The organism is Actinocorallia populi (assembly GCF_002995495.1).
GTDB lineage: Bacteria > Actinomycetota > Actinomycetes > Streptosporangiales > Streptosporangiaceae > Actinocorallia > Actinocorallia populi.
Genome location: NZ_PVZV01000002.1, coordinates 737,369 through 753,650, shown reverse-complemented (window position 1 = coordinate 753,650; position 16,282 = coordinate 737,369). Strand labels below are relative to the sequence as shown.

Here is a 16,282-nt window from a genome sequence, read left to right as displayed (position 1 = left end):
GTCCGGGATATCAGGGTTTCAGCTAGATCATGAAGTGCTTCGCGTGCCGGCGCAGCCCCTCGGGGTCCAGCAGCACGGTCCGCCGCCAGCTGTTGCGGATGAGGTCCTGCTCCCGCCAGGCGCGCATGGCCCGCGCGACCGTCTCGCGGGAGACGTCCACGCAGCTGCCCAGCTCGGTCTGCGACAGCGGCGGCAGCGCGATCCCGCCCTCGGGGTCGGGCAGGCCGCTCTGCTCGGCCAGCCGCAGCAGGAACAACGCGAGGCGACCGGCCCCCACGTGGCTGCCCAGCGACAGGATGCGCTCGTCGGACTGGGCCAGCCGGCGGCTGAGGGTCTGGTAGACCTTCGGCCAGGCGTCGGGGTTGTCGTTGAGGAAGGCGCGGAACCGCTGGCGCGGCACCACCAGGGCGGACAGCTGGTGCAGGGCGGTGACGGTGGCCGTCCGGGGCGAGTCGGTGATCAGGCCGGTCTCCCCCAGCAGCTCGCCGGGGCCGCGTACGGCGATCACCCGCTCCCTGCCCTCGCTGTCGCCGACGCAGATCTTGGTCCAGCCCCGCTCCAGGATGAGCACCTGCTCCGGGGGCTCCCCCTGCAGGCACAGGTGGTCGCCCTTGCGGTAGCGGCGGCTGCGGCCGCCGCGCGCCAGGGTCTCACGGGCGGCGGGGTCGAGGCTGCTCCAGAAGGTTTCGCGCGGGCCCTTCGAGGCGGGGGTCATATTCCTTCAGACGAGGGAAAGAACGGCGGGGATCCAATTATCCGCAAAACTGAAATTTTCTAAAGGGCCAATCCGACCGTCAGCAGCGCGCCGAAGGCCAGTTGCAGCCGTCCCGTCTCCCCCAGCACCTCGATCAGGCCGGGTCCATGCGCGCCTTCCAGCACCCGCCGGGACGGGCGGATCGACAGCGGCGCGGCCAGCAGCGCCAGCAGCGCCCACGGCCGGCCGACGGCCAGCCCGAGCACGAGGGTGAACGGGATCGCCAGGCACAGGGTGTAGAGCACCCGCGAGAGCACGTCGCCCAGCACCACCGCCAGGGTGCGCTTGCCGGTCATCGCGTCGGTGTCCAGGTCGCGGATGTTGTTGACGACCAGCATCGCGCAGGCCAGCAGCCCGACCGGGACGGCGGCCGCCCAGGCCGTCCAGGGCAGCCTCTCGAGCTGGACGTAGACCGTGCCGAGCACCGCCACGAGCCCGAAGAACACGAAGACCGACAGCTCGCCCAGCGCCCGGTAGCCGTACGGGCGCGAGCCGCCGGTGTAGCCCCAGGCCGCGGCGATCGCGGCGGCCCCGATCAGCAGGAGCCACCAGGTGGTGGCGGCCGCCAGCACCAGGCCTGCCGCGCCGGCCAGCGCGAAGCAGGCCAGCGCCGCGGCCAGCACCTGCCGGGGCTGCTTGGCGCCCGAGCCCACCAGCCGCATCGGCCCGACCCGGTCGGCGTCGGTGCCCTTGACCCCGTCGCTGTAGTCGTTGGCGTAGTTCACCCCGACCTGCAGGATCAGCGCCACGAACAGCGCCAGCCCCGCCCGCCACCAGACCGGGTGCCCCTCGCCCACGGCCAGCCCGGTCCCCACGGCGACGGGCACGACGGCGGCGGGCAGCGTCCGGGGCCGCGCCCCGGCGATCCAAAGCTTCATATCTCTCTTTTGCGCAGGCGGAGGGTCATGATCAATCCGACCGCGAGGATAGCGGCGGTCACCAGGGCGGCGCGGCCGGTCGCCACCGCGAGGCTCTCCACCGCGGCGGCCGTCAGGGACGGGTCGAGGTCCGCCACCGCAGATCCGATGCTGTGCTGCAGCTCCCGGGCGGCGGCCTCGTCCCCGGAACGTTCCCGCATGACGTGGCCGAGACTGGTCGCGAAGACCGTCCCGATCAGCGCGATGCCCAGGGCGCTGCCGACCTGGCGGGCGGTGGACTGGGTGCCGGACGCCTGGCCCGCGCTGGCCTGCGGCACCTCCGACAGGGACACGCTGGTCAGCTGCGCCGAGGTCAGGCCGAGGCCCAGCCCGTACAGGAGCATCCAGGGTGCCAGCGCGAACCCGGTCGTGCTCGCGTGCACGGTCAGGCCGATCGCCAGGACGGCGGCGACCTCGGCGGCCATGCCGTACTGCACGACCCGGTGCGCGCCGATCCGCGGCGACAGCCGGGAGGCCAGCCCGCCGGAGAGGAACGAGCCGAGGGCCAGCGGGAGGATCGCCACGCAGATCTGCAGCGGGGAGTCCCCGTGCGCGCCCTGCAGGAACAGCGGCAGCACGAACAGCAGGCCCAGTTCGCCGACGCTGATGAGCGAGGCGGCGAGGCTGCCGCGCCGGAAGCTGGCGATGCGGAACAATCCGAAATCGAGCATCACCGACAGGCCTGCGCGGGCCCTGCGGCGCTCCACCACCACCAGGGCGGCCAGCAGCAGCACTCCGGCGGCGAGCACCAGCGGCACCGGGGACAGGCGCAGGCCCGCCGAGACCGGCCAGCCTGCGAAGTCCCCGGCGGGGCTCCACCAGCCGTAGGCCTGGCCCTCGATCAGTGCGAAGACCAGCGCGCCCAGGCCGAGCGCCGACAGCGCGCCGCCGGCCCAGTCCAGGCCGCCGCGCTCCTCGCCGGGCTCCCTGGTCTCCGCGACGTAGCGGCGCGCGCCCGCGATCAGCAGCACGCCCAGTGGCAGGTTGATCAGGAACGCCCAGCGCCACCCCTGCCAGGTGGCCAGCCAGCCGCCCAGCAGCGGGCCGACCGCGGCCATGCCGCCGATCATGGAGCCCCAGACGCCGAAGGCCACGGCCCTGTCCCTGCCGTGGAACAGCGCGTTGACCGTGGAGAGGGTGGCGGGCATGATCATCGCGGCGCCGACGCCCTGCAGCGCCCTCGCCGCGATCAGCGAGCCGCTCCCGGCGGCCAGGGCGGCGCCCATGCTGGCCACCACGAACAATCCGGTGCCCAGCAGGAGCATCCGGCGCCGGCCGAACCGGTCGGCCAGCCGCCCGAACGAGATCAGCAGGGCCGCGAACACCAGCGAGTAGATCGAGGTGACCCACTCCGCCTGGGTGGCACGCAGCCCCAGCTCGTCCACCATGCCGGGCAGCAGGACGCTGACGATGGTGGCGTCCACGATGATCAACGACACCGCGAGGCTGACCACGGCCAGCCCGAGCCACCGCCTCCGGCCCGGCTCGGCGGCCGGTTCCGCCGGGGCGTCGGCCGTCACGGGCGCAGTCATAGGCATCCTGGGAACGAAAAGGGGAGGGAGGACCGTCGGCAAGCCTAAACCCGCTCCTTCCAGCGTCGGCACGCCCCCCTGCCTCAGGCGGGGGCCGGCTCCCCCCGCGGCGCCGGCTCCGGTTCCCCCGCCCCGCGGGCCCGCTGGGTCCAGGCCACGCACCCCAGGACGGCCAGCGCGGCCAGCCCGGTCACCGCGTCCAGGTGCTCGCCCAGGAAGAGGGCGGACCAGCCGAGGGTGAGCAGCGGCTGGACGAGCTGGACCTGCCCGCCACGGGCGATCCCGGCCCCGGCCAGGCCCGCGTACCAGGCGAAGAAGCCCAGGAACATCGAGAAGAACGACACGTACCCGAACCCGGCGAGGCTCTCCGCGGTCCAGGACGGCTGCGTGTCGACCAGCAGCCAGGCCGTGACCGGGACGGTCAGCGGCGTGTACAGCACCAGGGCCCAGCAGATCACCTGCCAGGCCGGCATCTCCCTGGCCGTGCGGCCGCCCTCGGCGTAACCGAGCCCGCACAGCACCAGGCCGCCCAGCAGCAGCAGGTCGGCGGTGGTGAGGCCGCCCCCGCCCTGCACGAGCGTGAACAGCGTGACGCACGCGGCGCCGCTGCCCGCCGCCGTCCAGAAGGCGCGGGACGGCCGCTCCCCCGCGCGGAGCGTCGCCATGATCGCGGTCATGGCGGGCAGCAGCCCGATGACCACCGCGCAGTGCGAGGCGCTCGAGCCGTGGGAGAGGGCGAGGGTCGAGAGCACCGGGAAGGCGACGACGACGCCCAGGCCGACGATCAGCGACGCCCTCCAGTTCCGCGGCGGGGCGGCGCGGGCCCACAGCAGCGCGCCCGCCGCCGGGACCGCGGCCAGCGCGGCCCTGCCGACTCCGATGAGCATCGGGTCCAGGCCGCGCAGGGCCAGCACGGTGGCCGGGAGGGTGAAGGAGAACACCAGGGTGCCCAGAAAGGCGAGGAGGAGCGCTATTCGCCGGTTTCCAGTAGCGCTATCGTTATCTCTCATGAACAAGGATAGCAGTATCGCCTTGCTCGCCCAGCGACTCAGGGCCGATGCCCAGCGTCTTTCGCCAGGTGAGCGCTTGCCGTCCAGCCGGGCGCTGACCGAGCGCTACCGCGTCAGTCCCGTCACCGTTTCCCGTGCCCTGGCTCTGCTCACCGCCGAGGGCGTGGTGGTCACCCGCCCCGGCAGCGGCACCTTCGTCAGCGAGCACGCCGCGCGCCGCGCCCCCGCCCGCCCCGCGGACTTCAGCTGGCAGTCGGTGGCGCTCGGCGAGGGCCCGGGCGGCACCGAGACCCTGGCCGCCCTGCTCACCCCGCCCCCGGCCGACGCGATAGCGCTGTCCGGCGGCTACCTGCCCCTGGCTCTGCAGCCGCTGCGGGCGCTGGCCGCCGCCAGCGCCCGCGCAGCACGCCGTCCCTACGCCTGGCAGGCGCCGCCGCTGGCCGGGCTGCCGGAGCTGCGCGCCTGGTTCGCCGCGCCGGTCGGAGCCGAGCCGTCGGACGTGCTGGTCGCCGGCGGCGGGCAGGCCGCCCTGTCGATCACGCTGCGCGCCGTCCTGCGGCCCGGCGAGCCGCTGCTGGTGGAGTCCCCCACCTACCAGGGCGCGATCACCGCGGCGCGGGCCGCCGGACTGCGCCCGGTGCCGGTGCCCATGGACCGGCACGGGGTGCGGCCCGACCTGCTCGCCGAGGCCTTCGCCCGCACCGGCGCCCGCGCCTTCTACTGCCAGCCGACCTTCCACAACCCCACCGGCACCGTGCTGGCCCCCGGACGCCGCGCCCCGGTCCTGGCGGCCGCGCGGGCCGCCGGCGCCTTCGTCATCGAGGACGACTTCGCCCGGCACCTCGCCCTGGCCGCCCCGCCGCCCCCGCTGGCGGCCGACGACGCGCACGGCACCGTGGTGCACCTGGCCTCCCTCACCAAGGCCACCGTCCCGTCCCTGCGGATCGCCGGGATCACCGCGCGGGGGCCCGTGGGCGAACGGCTGCGCGCCTGCCAGCTGGTGGACTCGTACTACCCGGCCAGGCCGCTCCAGGAGACCGCGCTGGAGCTGGTGACCTCCCCGGCCTGGCCCCGGCACCTGCGTGCCGTCTCCGCCGAGCTGCGCGCCCGCAGGGACGCCCTGGCGCTGGCCCTGGCCGTCCACCTGCCGGAGGCCGTGCCCGACACCCTGCCCGGGGGCGGCATGCACATGTGGGTCGGGCTCCCCCGCGGCACCGACGACGTCGCGCTCGCCGACGCCGCCCGCGCCCACGGGGTGACCGTCGGCGCCGGGCGGCCCTACTACCCGGCCGAGCCGCCCGCGCCGCGCCTGCGCCTGAGCTACAACGCCACGCCGACCGCCGAGGACCTCGCCGAGGGGGTGCGCAGGCTGGCGCGCGCCCTGCGGTCCCTGCCGTCCTGGGACGCCTCCTGAGGGGGTAGCGTTGCCGCCCATGGCGGATGTCGGCGTCAGAGACGCCACCCTCAGCGACACGGCGGCGGTGGCCGAGATCCAGGTCCTGGCCTGGAAGGCCGCCTACCGGCCCTTCATGCCCGCGGAGACGCTGGCCGAGATGACCGCGTCGGCCGAGCCCTGGCGGGAGCGCTGGACCGAGGCCGTCACCGCCCCGCCCTCCCCCCGCCACCGGCTCCTGGTCGCGGTGGCCGACGGCCTCGTCACCGGGTTCGCCGCGTTCGCGCCCGCCTCCGACCCCGACCTCGACCCCGCGGCGGACGCCGAGCTGGTCACCCTGGCCGTCGACCCGGCCCGCGCCCGCGAGGGCCACGGCAGCCGGCTGCTGGCCGCGGTGGTCGACCTGCTGCGCGAGCACTCCTTCAGCACGGCCGTCACCTGGGTCTTCAGCCAGGACACCGCGCTGCGCTCCTTCCTGGAGCCGGCCGGGTGGGAGCCCGACGGCGCGCGGCGCACCCTGGCGCTGGAACGGCCGGTGGAGATGGTCCGCATGCACACCTCGCTGGTCTGAGAAGTCGGGAGGTAAGCAGAATCACTCCGTTCGGCCACCCGCTTTGTCACGTTCCCTTTTTCCCGTCTCCGCAGGTGGGAAGGGGATTGCCGAACCGCCCCCGAAGCGGTGAGCATCAGGGGACCCCGGTTGTGGTGCGCAGAGAGGACGAATGAAGATGGAGAACGCACGGCGGACGCTGGCCGACCTGCACGCGGAGTTCTCCGGCTGGCGCATCGGCCGGGGCGGATCCGGCCACTGGTGGGCCGTGCGGGGCAACGAGCTGGTGCGCACCCCGCATCTGGCGGAGCTGCGGGCCAGGCTGGCCGAGCTGGCCGAGCCCCTCTCCTGACCGCTCGGGCGAAGAAACCCAGAAACCGCGTAACACGGGATTCGCCGGTCGCGATGACGGAATGACGCCATTTCGATCCCCGTACCCCCGAGCGCGGATCGGAATGGCGTCTCGGCTCCCTGCCCCCGATCGGGGCGGGACACGCCCTCCGGCACCCGTGGAATGCCCATGGACGGGTACGGTTCGGTGCATGGCACCCAGCACTACATCCGACGCGCCGTTCGGCCGGTTGCTCACCGCGATGGTCACCCCCATGCTCGCCGACGGCTCCGTCGACTACGACGGAGCGGCGCGTCTGGCCGCCCACCTGGTGGACGAGCAGCGCCACGACGGCCTGGTGATCAACGGCACCACCGGCGAGTCCCCCACCACCACCGACGGTGAGAAGGAGCGCGTCCTGCGCGCCGTCGTCGAGGCCGTGGGCGACCGCGCGTCCGTCGTGTTCGGCGCCGGCAGCAACGACACCAGGCACAGCATCGAGCTGGCCCTGATGGCCGAGCGGGCGGGGGCGCACGGTCTGCTGACCGTCTGCCCCTACTACAACAAGCCTCCGCAGGAGGGCGTCTACCGCCACATGACGGCGATCGCCGACGCCACCGCCCTGCCCGTGATGCTCTACGACATCCCCGGCCGCGCGGGCATCCCGATCGAGACCGACACCCTGCTGCGCCTGGCCGAACACCCCCGGATCGTCGCGGTCAAGGACGCCAAGGGCGACCTGTTCGCCGCCTCCCGGGTGATGGCCGCCACCGGCCTGGTGTTCTACTCCGGCGACGACGTGCTCAACCTCGCCTGGCTCTCCCAGGGCGCCGCCGGGTTCGTCAGCGTGGTGGGGCACGTCGCCGGGTCCGACCTCCATGAGATGATTGACCTCTATAGGTCCGGTGACGTCACCGGAGCGCTGGCCGTACACCGCCGGCTGCTCCCCGTCGTCACCGCGATCATGACCAGGACCCAGGGGGTCATCGCGACCAAGGCGGCGCTGAACCTGCTGGGGCGGCCCGGCGGCACCGTGCGAGCCCCGCTGGTGGACGCAACGCCGGAGTTCGCGGCGCAACTGCGCGAAGACTTGATCACGGGGGGTATCAAAGTGGAGGCCACTGAGTGATTCGTACCGAGGGTGCCCTATGAGCCACCCGCATCCCGAGCTGGGCCCGCCTCCGGCGCTGCCTTCGGGCGGCCTGCGCATCGTCGCGCTGGGCGGGCTCGGCGAGATCGGCCGCAACATGGCCGTGTTCGAGTACGAGGGACGGCTGCTGATCGTCGACTGCGGAGTGCTCTTCCCCGAGGAGGAGCAACCCGGCGTCGACCTCATCCTGCCGGACTTCGAGTACATCCGTGACCGCCTCGACGACGTCGAGGCGATCATCCTCACCCACGGGCACGAGGACCACATCGGCGCGGTCCCGTACCTGCTGCGCGAGCGCGGGGACATCCCGCTGGCCGGTTCCCGGCTGACGCTGGCGCTGATCGAGGCCAAGCTGTCGGAGCACCGGATCAAACCGGTGCTGCAGATGGTCTCCGACGGCGAGCGGCGCTCGTTCGGGCCGTTCGACTGCGAGTTCCTCGCGGTCAACCACTCCATCCCGGACGCGATGGCCGTGGCGATCCGCACGCCCGCGGGGCTGGTGGTGCACACCGGCGACTTCAAGATGGACCAGCTCCCGCTGGACGGCCGGCTGACCGACCTGCCGGGCTTCGCCCGGCTGGGCGCCGAGGGCATCGACCTGCTGATGTCGGACTCCACCAACGCCGAGGTGCCGGGGTTCGTCACCAGCGAGCGCAACATCTCCGCCGCGGTGGACGACGTCTTCCGCAACGCCCAGGAGCGGATCATCGTGGCGTGCTTCGCCTCGCACATCCACCGGGTGCAGCAGGTGCTGGACGCCGCCGTCAAGGCGGGCCGCAAGGTCGCCTTCGTGGGCCGCTCGATGGTGCGCAACATGGGCGTGGCCAAGGAGCTCGGCTACCTCGACGTGCCGGACGGCCTGCTGGTCGATCCCAGGTCCCTGGACGAGCTGCCGCCGGAGCGGGTGGTGCTGGTCTGCACCGGCTCCCAGGGCGAGCCGATGTCGGCGCTGTCGCGGATGGCCAACCGCGACCACCACCAGATCCGCATCACCGAGCGGGACACGGTGATGCTGGCCTCCTCGCTGATCCCCGGCAACGAGAACTCGGTGTACCGGGTGATCAACGGGCTGACCCGCTGGGGCGCCCGGGTGGTGCACAAGGGCAACGCCCTGGTGCACGTGTCGGGCCACTCCTCGGCCGGTGAGCTGCTCATGCTGCTCAACCTCACCAAGCCGTCGAACTTCATGCCGGTGCACGGCGAGTGGCGGCATCTGAGGGCGCACGCCAAGCTGGCGTCGCTGACCGGGGTCCCCGACGAGAACATCGTCATCGCCGAGGACGGCGTGGTGGTCGACCTCATCGACGGGCACGCCCAGATCGCCGGCTCGGTCCCCGCCGGGTACGTCTACGTGGACGGCTCCAGCGTCGGGGAGATCACCGAGGCCTCCCTGAAGGACCGGCGCATCCTGGGCGAGGAGGGCTTCGTCTCGGTCGTCGTGGTCGTCGACTCCACCACGGGCAAGGTCCTGGCCGGGCCGGAGATCCACGCCCGCGGCGCGGGCATCGGCGACGAGGACTTCAACGAGGTCATCGGCCGGATCAACGCCACGCTCACCGAGGCCGCCGCCGACGGCATCGCCGACCCGCACCAGCTGCGCCAGCGCATGCGCCGCACCCTGGGCAAGTGGGTGGCCGACAGCTACCGCCGACGGCCGATGATCATCCCGGTGGTCATCGAGGCCTGAACCCCGCGGCGCCCGGCCCCGCCGGGCGCCGCGCGGACGCCTCTACCAGTCGATCTCGGGCAGGCCCGCGTCGGCCAGCGCCTTGTTGACGGCGCCGAACGGCCTGGTCCCGAAGAACGAGCGCGCGCTCAGCGGGCTGGGGTGCGCCGACTCGTGGACCACGTGCTGCGGCGCGGTGACCAGCGCCGCCTTCTTGCGGGCGTAGGCGCCCCACAGCACGAAGACGACGCGCTCCTCCTTGGCGTTCAGCGCCCGGATCGCCGCGTCGGTGAACTGCTCCCAGCCCTTCTTGGCGTGCGAGCCCGCCTCGCCCGCCCGCACCGTCAGCACCGCGTTGAGCAGCAGCACGCCCTGATCGGCCCAGCGGCTCAGATCGCCGCTCGCGGGGGGCGTCACGCCCAGGTCCGCGGCGAGCTCCTTGTAGATGTTGCGCAGCGACGGCGGGATCTTGACGCCCTCCCGGACGCTGAAGCTCATCCCGTGCGCCTGCCCCGGACCGTGGTAGGGGTCCTGCCCGAGGATGAGCACCCGCGCGTCGGCGTACGGCGTGCGGTGGAAGGCGGCGAAGAGGTCCTCCCGGGGCGGGTAGACCGTCTGGTTCTCGTACTCCTCGGCCACGAAGGAGCCGAGCGCCGCCGTCGCCAGGGGGTCGAGGTCCAGGGCGGCGCGCCAGTCGGGGGGAAGCTGCTCGGTCAAATCCATGCGCCCACCCTAACGACCGGCGCCGACACTTCCGGCGGAATCATGGACGCCGCTTGACCCGGCTATGGTGTCGATCATGCGTGTTCTGGCTGCCGCCCTCCTGATCGTCCCCCTCGCGGCCGGCTGCGCGAACGGCGGCGACGGGCCGGTCACCCTGCGGGTCCTGGCGGACTCCTCGCTCACCGAGGTCATGTCCGACCTCACCGCCGTCTACCGGCAGTCCCACCCGCACCTGCGGTTCCGGTTGCGGCTGGACGGCTCCCAGATCCTCACCGGCGAGCTCGACGAGGGCGACGTGGTCATCACCGCGGACACCGCCTCGCTGCGGTCCCCCGACGAGGACCTGGAGCCCGCCAGGACCGTGGCGCGCAACTCCCTGACCATCGCCGTCGCCCCCGGCAACCCGCTGCGCGTGCGGGGCCTGGCCCGGCTGGCCGACCGGCGGATGAAGGTGGTCTTCGGCCCCTCCACCGGACCGCTGGGCCGCTACTCCCAGGAGGTGCTGAGCCGGGCGGGGGTGAGCGTCAAGCCCCGGTCGGAGGAGGGCAGCGCCCGCGCCGTGCTGGGCCTGGTGCGCAGCGGCCAGGCCGACGCCGGGCTGGTCTACATCACCGACATGAAGTCGGCGGGGGCGGCCGCCAGCAGCGTGGCCATCCCCGCCGCGCAGAACGTCGGCGTCGTGTACCCGGCCGCCGCCGTCAGCGAGTCGCCCCGCCTGGAGGACGCCACGGCGTTCGTGGACTGGCTGGCCTCCGCCGAGGCCACCAGCCTGTTCAACAAGTACGGCTTCCAGTCGCCCTGAGCCCGCGGCCCGGACGGCCCTCAGGGCAGCTCGGAGGGCAGCCCGCCCGCGCACAGGGTCTGGCAGTCCTCGGCCTCCCGCAGCGCCCTCAGGATCTTCTCGGGGGGCTGCGCGTAGACCTCCGGGTAGTCGATCTCGCCCTGCTCCGGATCGGCGTGGTAGGCCAGGACGTCCTCCTCCGCGGAGAACCAGGTGCGCAGGCCCGGCCTGTCGCCGCGCGGGTCGAGCCGGACCCAGCGGTCCTCGCCCACCTCGACGGCGACCAGCCCGTGCAGGACGAACCCGCCCTGCCCGTCCGTCAGCCTCTGGTAGCACAACCCCGCCCGGACGCCCGCCAGGCGCAGCAGCGCCACGTACAGGATGCTCTTGGCGTAGCACAGGCCGGTGCCCTGCTCCAGGACCTCCGAGGCCCGCCACGGCGTGCGCGGGTCGTTCGCGTCCGTCGAGTGGGTGATCTCGTCGCGGACGAAGTCGAACGCCGCCTGCGCGTAGGCGAGGTCACCGTCGGGGAAGCGGGAGCTGAGCTCCTGGATCGCCGGGTGGTCGAAGTCGACGGCCTCGGAGGCTCCCAGGAAGTCCCAGGGCTCCCCTACGAAGATCACAGGCCCAGCAGGGGTTCGAGACCGAGCACCAGGTCCTCGGGCAGGTCCGCCACCTTGCGCACGCCCAGCAGGACGCCGGGCATGAAGGACTCGCGGTTCATCGAGTCGTGCCGGATGGTGAAGGTCTCGCCGTGCCCGCCCAGCAGCACCTCCTGGTGGGCGATGAGCCCGGACAGGCGCACCGAGTGGATCCGCACGTCCTCGACGGCCGCGCCGCGCGCCCCGTCCAGCTCGCTGACGGTGGCGTCAGGGGAGGCCGGCACCCCGGCCTCTCGCCGGGCCTGCGCGATCAGCTCGGCCGTCCGGTAGGCGGTGCCGCTGGGCGCGTCCGCCTTGTTCGGGTGGTGCAGCTCGACGATCTCGACGGACTCGAAGAACGGTGCGGCCTTCTGCGCGAAGTGCATCATCAGCACCGCGCCGACGCCGAAGTTGGGCGCGATCAGCACCTTGGCGCCCGGGGTCTCGCGCTGCAGCGCCCGCACCCGCCCGACCCGCTCGGGGTCGAAGCCGCTCGTGCCGACGACGGCGTGGATCCCGTGCCCGACGAGGAAGCGGAGGTTGTCCATCACCACCCCCGGGTGGGTGAAGTCCACCACGACCGACGCCTGCTTCAGCGCGTCCAGGGGGTCGCCCTGGTCGACCACGGCGACGAGCTCCATGTCCGCGGCGTCCTCGACGGCCCGGCAGACCTCCGCGCCCATCCGGCCCCGCCCGCCCAGCACTCCGACCTTGATCACAACAATCCTCCCGACGTCTACGCCGGAGAAGCCTATCGCGGAAGAAAAACGTGAGACTTCTTCACACAACCCCCCTGGACAGGGCACACTACGAAGAGGACCGGGTCACGCGCCGACCCGGTCCTCTTCACGTTCCCCCGCGCGCCCGCGGCGCGCTCAGACGGTGAACTCCCGGCCCTCGAACGGGCCGATGACCGTCAGCGTCGGCCGCTGCTCCAGCAGCTCCCGCGCCAGGGCGTTGACCTCGTCCAGGCCCACCGCGTCGATCCTGGCCAGCACCTCGTCCACCGACAGCAGCGAGTCGTACACCAGCTCGCTCTTGCCGATCCGGCTCATCCGCGAACCGGTGTCCTCCAGGCCCAGCACGGTCGAGCCGCGCAGCTGGCCCTTGCCCCGCTCGAGCTCCTCGGCGCTCAGCCCCCGCGCGGCGGCCTTGGCGAACTCCTGGCGGCAGATCTCGAGCACCTCGTCGACCTTGGCGGGCTGGCAGCCCGCGTACAGGCCGAACGAGCCGGTGTCGCAGTGCTGGGAGGTGTAGCTGTACACCGAGTAGGCCAGGCCGCGCTTCTCCCGGATCTCCTGGAACAGCCGGGAGGACATGCCGCCGCCGAACGCCGCGTTGAACACGCCCAGCGCGAACCGGCGGTCGTCGTGGCGGGCCAGCGCCGGCACGCCCAGCACCAGGTGGGCCTGCTCGGTGTCGTCGGCGATCACCCGGGCGCCGCCGCCCAGCGCGGGCGTGGGTTCCCCGCCGACCCGCGGCCGGGCGGGGCGCTCCGCACCGCTCAGATGCCCCTCGAACGCCCGGCCCACCAGCTCCACGACCCGGTGGTGGTCGACGTTGCCCGCCACCGCCACCACCAGGTTCGGCGGGCGGTAGTGCGCGTGGTAGTAGCGGGCGATGCCGTCGCGGCGCAGCGCGTTGATGGTGTCGACGGTGCCCAGGATCGGGCGGCCCAGCGGCGCGTCCCCGTACATCGCGATCGCGAACTCGTCGTGGATGAGATCGGACGGGTCGTCGTCCCGCATCGAGATCTCCTCCAGGATGACCCCGCGCTCGGCCTCCACGTCGGCCTCCTCGATCAGCGAGGAGGTGACCATGTCGGAGACGACGTCCACCGCCAGCGGCAGGTCGGCGTCGAGCACCCGCGCGTAGTAGCAGGTGTACTCCTTGGCCGTGAAGGCGTTGAGGTCGCCGCCCACGGCGTCCATCGCCGCCGAGATGTCCAGGGCGCTGCGCCGGGGCGTGCCCTTGAACAGCAGGTGCTCCAGGTAGTGGGTGGCGCCCGCGTCGGCCAGGTCCTCGTCCCGCGAGCCGATCCCGGCCCAGATCCCGAAGGCGACCGAGCGCACCGTCGGCATGGTCTCGGTGACCACCCGCAACCCGCCCGGCAGCACGGTGCGCCGTACGGTCCCCGCTCCGTCGATCCCCGGATGGAGCACCACGGTGCTCCCCGGTTCCTGCTCCGCCGCGGCGATCGCGGGCGCTCCCGACATGGTCACTGGATCTCTCTCTTCACGTCTCGTCGCGGTCGGCGTGCTGAGGTGACGGCCGGCCGGACGCGCCCTCGCGGGGCGCGTCCGGCCGGCCGGACGCTCAGGAGTTGCGGTCCCCGCCGCGGTCCCCGCGGTCGGCGGCCGGGCGCCGGGTCCGGGTGCGGCGCGGCCGGTCGGCGCGCGAGTCGTCGCCCTGCGCGCCCTCGCCCGCGGGGGCCTCGCCGTCGCCGCCCTCGGCGCCGGCGGCGGCCTCCTTCTCGATGACCTCGACCGGCACCAGCGAGAGCTTGCCGCGCTGGTCGATCTCGGTCACCTCGACCTGGATCTTCTCGCCGACCTTGATGAAGTCCTCGACGTTCTCGATCCGCACCCCGCCGTGGAGCTTGCGCAGCTGCGAGACGTGCAGCAGGCCGTCCTTGCCCGGCATGAGGGAGACGAACGCGCCGAAGGTCGTGGTCTTGACCACGGTGCCCAGGTAGCGCTCGCCGATCTCCGGCATGTGCGGGTTGGCGATCGAGTTGATCGCCTGGCGCGCGGCCTCGGCGGAGGGGCCGTTGGTGGCGCCGACGTAGATCGTGCCGTCGTCCTCGATCGTGATCTCGGCACCGGTGTCCGCCTGGATCGAGTTGATCATCTTGCCCTTCGGGCCGATGACCTCGCCGATCTTGTCGACCGGGACCTTGATGGTGATGATCCGCGGCGCGTACTCGCTCATCTCGCCGGCGCCCTCGATGGCGTCCTGCATGACGTCCAGGATCGCCAGCCGGGCCCCGCGGGCCTGGCGCAGCGCGGCGGCCAGCACCTCGGCGGGGATGCCGTCGAGCTTGGTGTCGAGCTGGAGCGCGGTGATGAGCTCCTTGGTGCCGGCGACCTTGAAGTCCATGTCGCCGAACGCGTCCTCGGCGCCGAGGATGTCGGTGAGGGTGACGTACTCGCCGCCCTCGTGGATGAGGCCCATCGCGATGCCCGCGACCGGCGCCTTCAGCGGCACGCCCGCGTCCAGCAGCGACATCGTGGACGCGCAGACCGAGCCCATCGAGGTCGAGCCGTTGGAGCCCAGCGCCTCCGACACCTGGCGGATGGCGTAGGGGAACTCCTCGCGGGTGGGCAGCACCGGCAGCAGCGCCCGCTCGGCCAGCGCGCCGTGGCCGATCTCGCGGCGCTTGGGCGAGCCGACCCGGCCGGTCTCACCGACCGAGTAGGGCGGGAAGTTGTAGTTGTGCATGTAGCGCTTGGTGCGCTCGGGGTTGAGCGTGTCGATCGTCTGCTCCATGCGGAGCATGTTCAGCGTGGTGATGCCCAGGATCTGGGTCTCGCCGCGCTCGAACAGCGCCGAGCCGTGCACGCGCGGGACCACGTGGGCCTCGGCCGACAGCTGGCGGATGTCCTTGACGCCGCGGCCGTCGATGCGCACCCCGTCGCGGGTGATCCGCTCGCGGATGAGCTTCTTGGTGAGCGCGCGCAGGGCCGCGGGGATCTCCTTCTCCCGGCCCTCGAACCGCTCGGCGAGCTTGTCGGCGGTCTCGGTCTGGATCTGGGAGAGGCGCTCCTCGCGCTCCTGCTTGCCGGCGATGGTCAGCGCCTGGGCCAGCTCCTCGGCGGCCGCGGCGGTCACGGCCTCCAGCGCGTCGTCCTCGTAGTCCAGGAAGACCGGGTAGTCGGCCGTCTCCTTGGCCGCGACGCGGGCCAGCTCGGACTGGGCGCGGCACAGCTCCTTGATGAACGGCTTGGCGGCGTCCAGGCCCTGGGCGACGCTCTCCTCGGTCGGGCCGACGGCGCCCTCGGCCACCAGGCCGAGCGTGCCGGTGGTGGACTCGGCCTCCACCATCATGATCGCGACATCGCCGTCGGGCAGCGTGCGACCCGCCACGACCATGTCGAAGGTCGCGCGCTCCAGCTCGGTGTGGGTGGGGAAGGCCACCCACTGGCCGTCGATCAGGGCGACGCGCACGCCGCCGATCGGGCCGGAGAACGGCAGGCCCGCGAGCTGGGTGGACATGGAGGCGGCGTTGATGGCCGCCACGTCGTACAGGTGGTCGGGGTTCAGCGACATGACCGTCACCACGACCTGGATCTCGTTGCGCAGGCCCTTGACGAAGGACGGGCGCAGCGGACGGTCGATGAGCCGGCAGGTCAGGACCGCGTCCTCGGACGGGCGGCCCTCGCGGCGGAAGAACGAGCCGGGGATGCGGCCCGCGGCGTACATCCGCTCCTCGACGTCGACCGTCAGCGGGAAGAAGTCCAGGTTCTCCTTGGGCCGCTTGGACGCGGTGGTCGCCGACAGGATCATGGTGTCGTCGTCCAGGTAGACCACGGCCGATCCGGCGGCCTGGCGGGCGAGGCGGCCGGTCTCGAACCGGACCTTGCGGACGCCGAACGGGCCGTTGTCGATGACGGCTTCGGAGCTGTGCGCTCCGTCGATGCGAATGGCATCGGACACGGGAAACCTCCAGGTTCCGTAGTTCCCCGCTCCCGCATCTCTCGCTCGAGATCCCTGCCGGTCTTCGATCGAAGCCCGCGGATCGCCGTGATCCGGTGGCCACTACCGAGGACCGGCCCTCGAAGGCCTGAGGAGGCGTTCGCGGGCTTGATTTTTTCCGTGATGCGGCGAGGGGAGT

Annotated in this window: 15 protein-coding genes; 6 read left to right on the top strand and 9 right to left on the bottom strand. The window is 72.7% G+C overall.

Annotated features, from left to right (window positions below; genetic code table 11):
* Nucleotides 1-22 precede the first annotated feature (22 nt).
* From C2865_RS10520 to C2865_RS10505, 4 genes are all read right to left on the bottom strand, one after another.
* The gene (locus tag C2865_RS10520; RefSeq protein WP_106398162.1) at nt 23-715 is read right to left on the bottom strand and encodes a Crp/Fnr family transcriptional regulator; all 693 of its coding nucleotides are present in this window, start codon (nt 713-715) and stop codon (nt 23-25) included.
* A gap of 59 nt (nt 716-774) precedes the next feature.
* Entirely contained in the window at nt 775-1,632 is an 858-nt protein-coding gene (locus C2865_RS10515; protein ID WP_106398161.1) for a 1,4-dihydroxy-2-naphthoate polyprenyltransferase, read from the bottom strand.
* Nucleotides 1,629-3,203, bottom strand: coding sequence for an MFS transporter (locus C2865_RS10510; RefSeq protein WP_106398160.1), 1,575 nt, complete (start codon nt 3,201-3,203; stop codon nt 1,629-1,631). Before C2865_RS10510 ends, C2865_RS10515 begins: the two co-directional genes overlap by 4 nt.
* 83 nt (nt 3,204-3,286) lie before the next feature.
* On the bottom strand, nt 3,287-4,213 hold the full coding sequence (locus tag C2865_RS10505) for a DMT family transporter (RefSeq protein ID WP_106398159.1): 927 nt from the start codon (nt 4,211-4,213) through the stop codon (nt 3,287-3,289).
* On the opposite strand from C2865_RS10505, the gene C2865_RS10500 reads away from it, so the two are divergent.
* The 5 genes from C2865_RS10500 (at nt 4,212) to C2865_RS10480 (ending at nt 9,324) form a co-directional block, all read left to right on the top strand.
* The gene (locus tag C2865_RS10500; protein ID WP_106398158.1) at nt 4,212-5,627 is read left to right on the top strand and encodes an aminotransferase-like domain-containing protein; all 1,416 of its coding nucleotides are present in this window, start codon (nt 4,212-4,214) and stop codon (nt 5,625-5,627) included. The two genes, C2865_RS10505 and C2865_RS10500, sit on opposite strands and share 2 nt — an antisense overlap.
* 19 nt (nt 5,628-5,646) lie before the next feature.
* On the top strand, nt 5,647-6,177 hold the full coding sequence (locus C2865_RS10495) for a GNAT family N-acetyltransferase (RefSeq protein ID WP_106398157.1): 531 nt from the start codon (nt 5,647-5,649) through the stop codon (nt 6,175-6,177).
* A gap of 157 nt (nt 6,178-6,334) precedes the next feature.
* Nucleotides 6,335-6,508, top strand: coding sequence for a hypothetical protein (locus tag C2865_RS10490; RefSeq protein WP_157963651.1), 174 nt, complete (start codon nt 6,335-6,337; stop codon nt 6,506-6,508).
* A 190-nt stretch (nt 6,509-6,698) separates the two neighbouring features.
* Complete coding sequence (dapA, locus tag C2865_RS10485) at nt 6,699-7,616, top strand: 4-hydroxy-tetrahydrodipicolinate synthase (RefSeq protein WP_106398155.1); 918 nt, start codon at nt 6,699-6,701, stop codon at nt 7,614-7,616.
* Between the two features lie 19 nt (nt 7,617-7,635).
* Nucleotides 7,636-9,324, top strand: a complete 1,689-nt coding sequence (locus C2865_RS10480) for a ribonuclease J (RefSeq protein WP_106398154.1) — start codon at nt 7,636-7,638, stop codon at nt 9,322-9,324.
* Nucleotides 9,325-9,366: 42 nt separating this feature from the next.
* Here C2865_RS10480 and C2865_RS10475 read toward each other — a convergent pair whose 3' ends face one another.
* Nucleotides 9,367-10,026, bottom strand: a complete 660-nt coding sequence (locus C2865_RS10475) for a uracil-DNA glycosylase (protein WP_106398153.1) — start codon at nt 10,024-10,026, stop codon at nt 9,367-9,369.
* Nucleotides 10,027-10,102: 76 nt separating this feature from the next.
* Between C2865_RS10475 and modA the strand changes: the two genes are divergently transcribed.
* On the top strand, nt 10,103-10,828 hold the full coding sequence (gene modA, locus C2865_RS10470) for a molybdate ABC transporter substrate-binding protein (protein WP_232835502.1): 726 nt from the start codon (nt 10,103-10,105) through the stop codon (nt 10,826-10,828).
* A 20-nt stretch (nt 10,829-10,848) separates the two neighbouring features.
* Here modA and C2865_RS10465 read toward each other — a convergent pair whose 3' ends face one another.
* The 4 genes from C2865_RS10465 to C2865_RS10450 all read right to left on the bottom strand — a co-directional run bounded on the left by C2865_RS10465 (nt 10,849) and on the right by C2865_RS10450 (nt 16,086).
* Complete coding sequence (locus C2865_RS10465; protein ID WP_106398151.1) at nt 10,849-11,430, bottom strand: transglutaminase-like domain-containing protein; 582 nt, start codon at nt 11,428-11,430, stop codon at nt 10,849-10,851.
* Nucleotides 11,427-12,167 (bottom strand): 4-hydroxy-tetrahydrodipicolinate reductase, encoded by a 741-nt coding sequence (gene dapB, locus C2865_RS10460; RefSeq protein ID WP_106398150.1) that lies wholly within the window; start codon nt 12,165-12,167, stop codon nt 11,427-11,429. Before dapB ends, C2865_RS10465 begins: the two co-directional genes overlap by 4 nt.
* Before the next feature lie 156 nt (nt 12,168-12,323).
* Nucleotides 12,324-13,664 carry a M16 family metallopeptidase gene (locus tag C2865_RS10455; protein WP_106398678.1) on the bottom strand — a complete coding sequence of 447 codons (1,341 nt, stop codon included), beginning with the start codon at nt 13,662-13,664 and terminating at the stop codon, nt 12,324-12,326.
* Between the two features lie 100 nt (nt 13,665-13,764).
* Nucleotides 13,765-16,086, bottom strand: coding sequence for a polyribonucleotide nucleotidyltransferase (locus C2865_RS10450; RefSeq protein WP_106398677.1), 2,322 nt, complete (start codon nt 16,084-16,086; stop codon nt 13,765-13,767).
* Nucleotides 16,087-16,282: the final 196 nt, after the last annotated feature.

Coding starts and splice junctions, on each gene's coding strand:
- C2865_RS10510 (WP_106398160.1), bottom strand. CDS start 3,203: ATGACTGCGCCCGTGACGGCCGACGCCCCGGCGGAACCGGCCGCCGAG.
- dapA (WP_106398155.1), top strand. CDS start 6,699: ATGGCACCCAGCACTACATCCGACGCGCCGTTCGGCCGGTTGCTCACC.
- C2865_RS10495 (WP_106398157.1), top strand. CDS start 5,647: ATGGCGGATGTCGGCGTCAGAGACGCCACCCTCAGCGACACGGCGGCG.
- C2865_RS10500 (WP_106398158.1), top strand. CDS start 4,212: ATGAACAAGGATAGCAGTATCGCCTTGCTCGCCCAGCGACTCAGGGCC.
- C2865_RS10505 (WP_106398159.1), bottom strand. CDS start 4,213: ATGAGAGATAACGATAGCGCTACTGGAAACCGGCGAATAGCGCTCCTC.
- C2865_RS10475 (WP_106398153.1), bottom strand. CDS start 10,026: ATGGATTTGACCGAGCAGCTTCCCCCCGACTGGCGCGCCGCCCTGGAC.
- C2865_RS10455 (WP_106398678.1), bottom strand. CDS start 13,664: ATGTCGGGAGCGCCCGCGATCGCCGCGGCGGAGCAGGAACCGGGGAGC.
- C2865_RS10520 (WP_106398162.1), bottom strand. CDS start 715: ATGACCCCCGCCTCGAAGGGCCCGCGCGAAACCTTCTGGAGCAGCCTC.
- C2865_RS10490 (WP_157963651.1), top strand. CDS start 6,335: ATGGAGAACGCACGGCGGACGCTGGCCGACCTGCACGCGGAGTTCTCC.
- C2865_RS10515 (WP_106398161.1), bottom strand. CDS start 1,632: ATGAAGCTTTGGATCGCCGGGGCGCGGCCCCGGACGCTGCCCGCCGCC.
- modA (WP_232835502.1), top strand. CDS start 10,103: ATGCGTGTTCTGGCTGCCGCCCTCCTGATCGTCCCCCTCGCGGCCGGC.
- C2865_RS10480 (WP_106398154.1), top strand. CDS start 7,636: ATGAGCCACCCGCATCCCGAGCTGGGCCCGCCTCCGGCGCTGCCTTCG.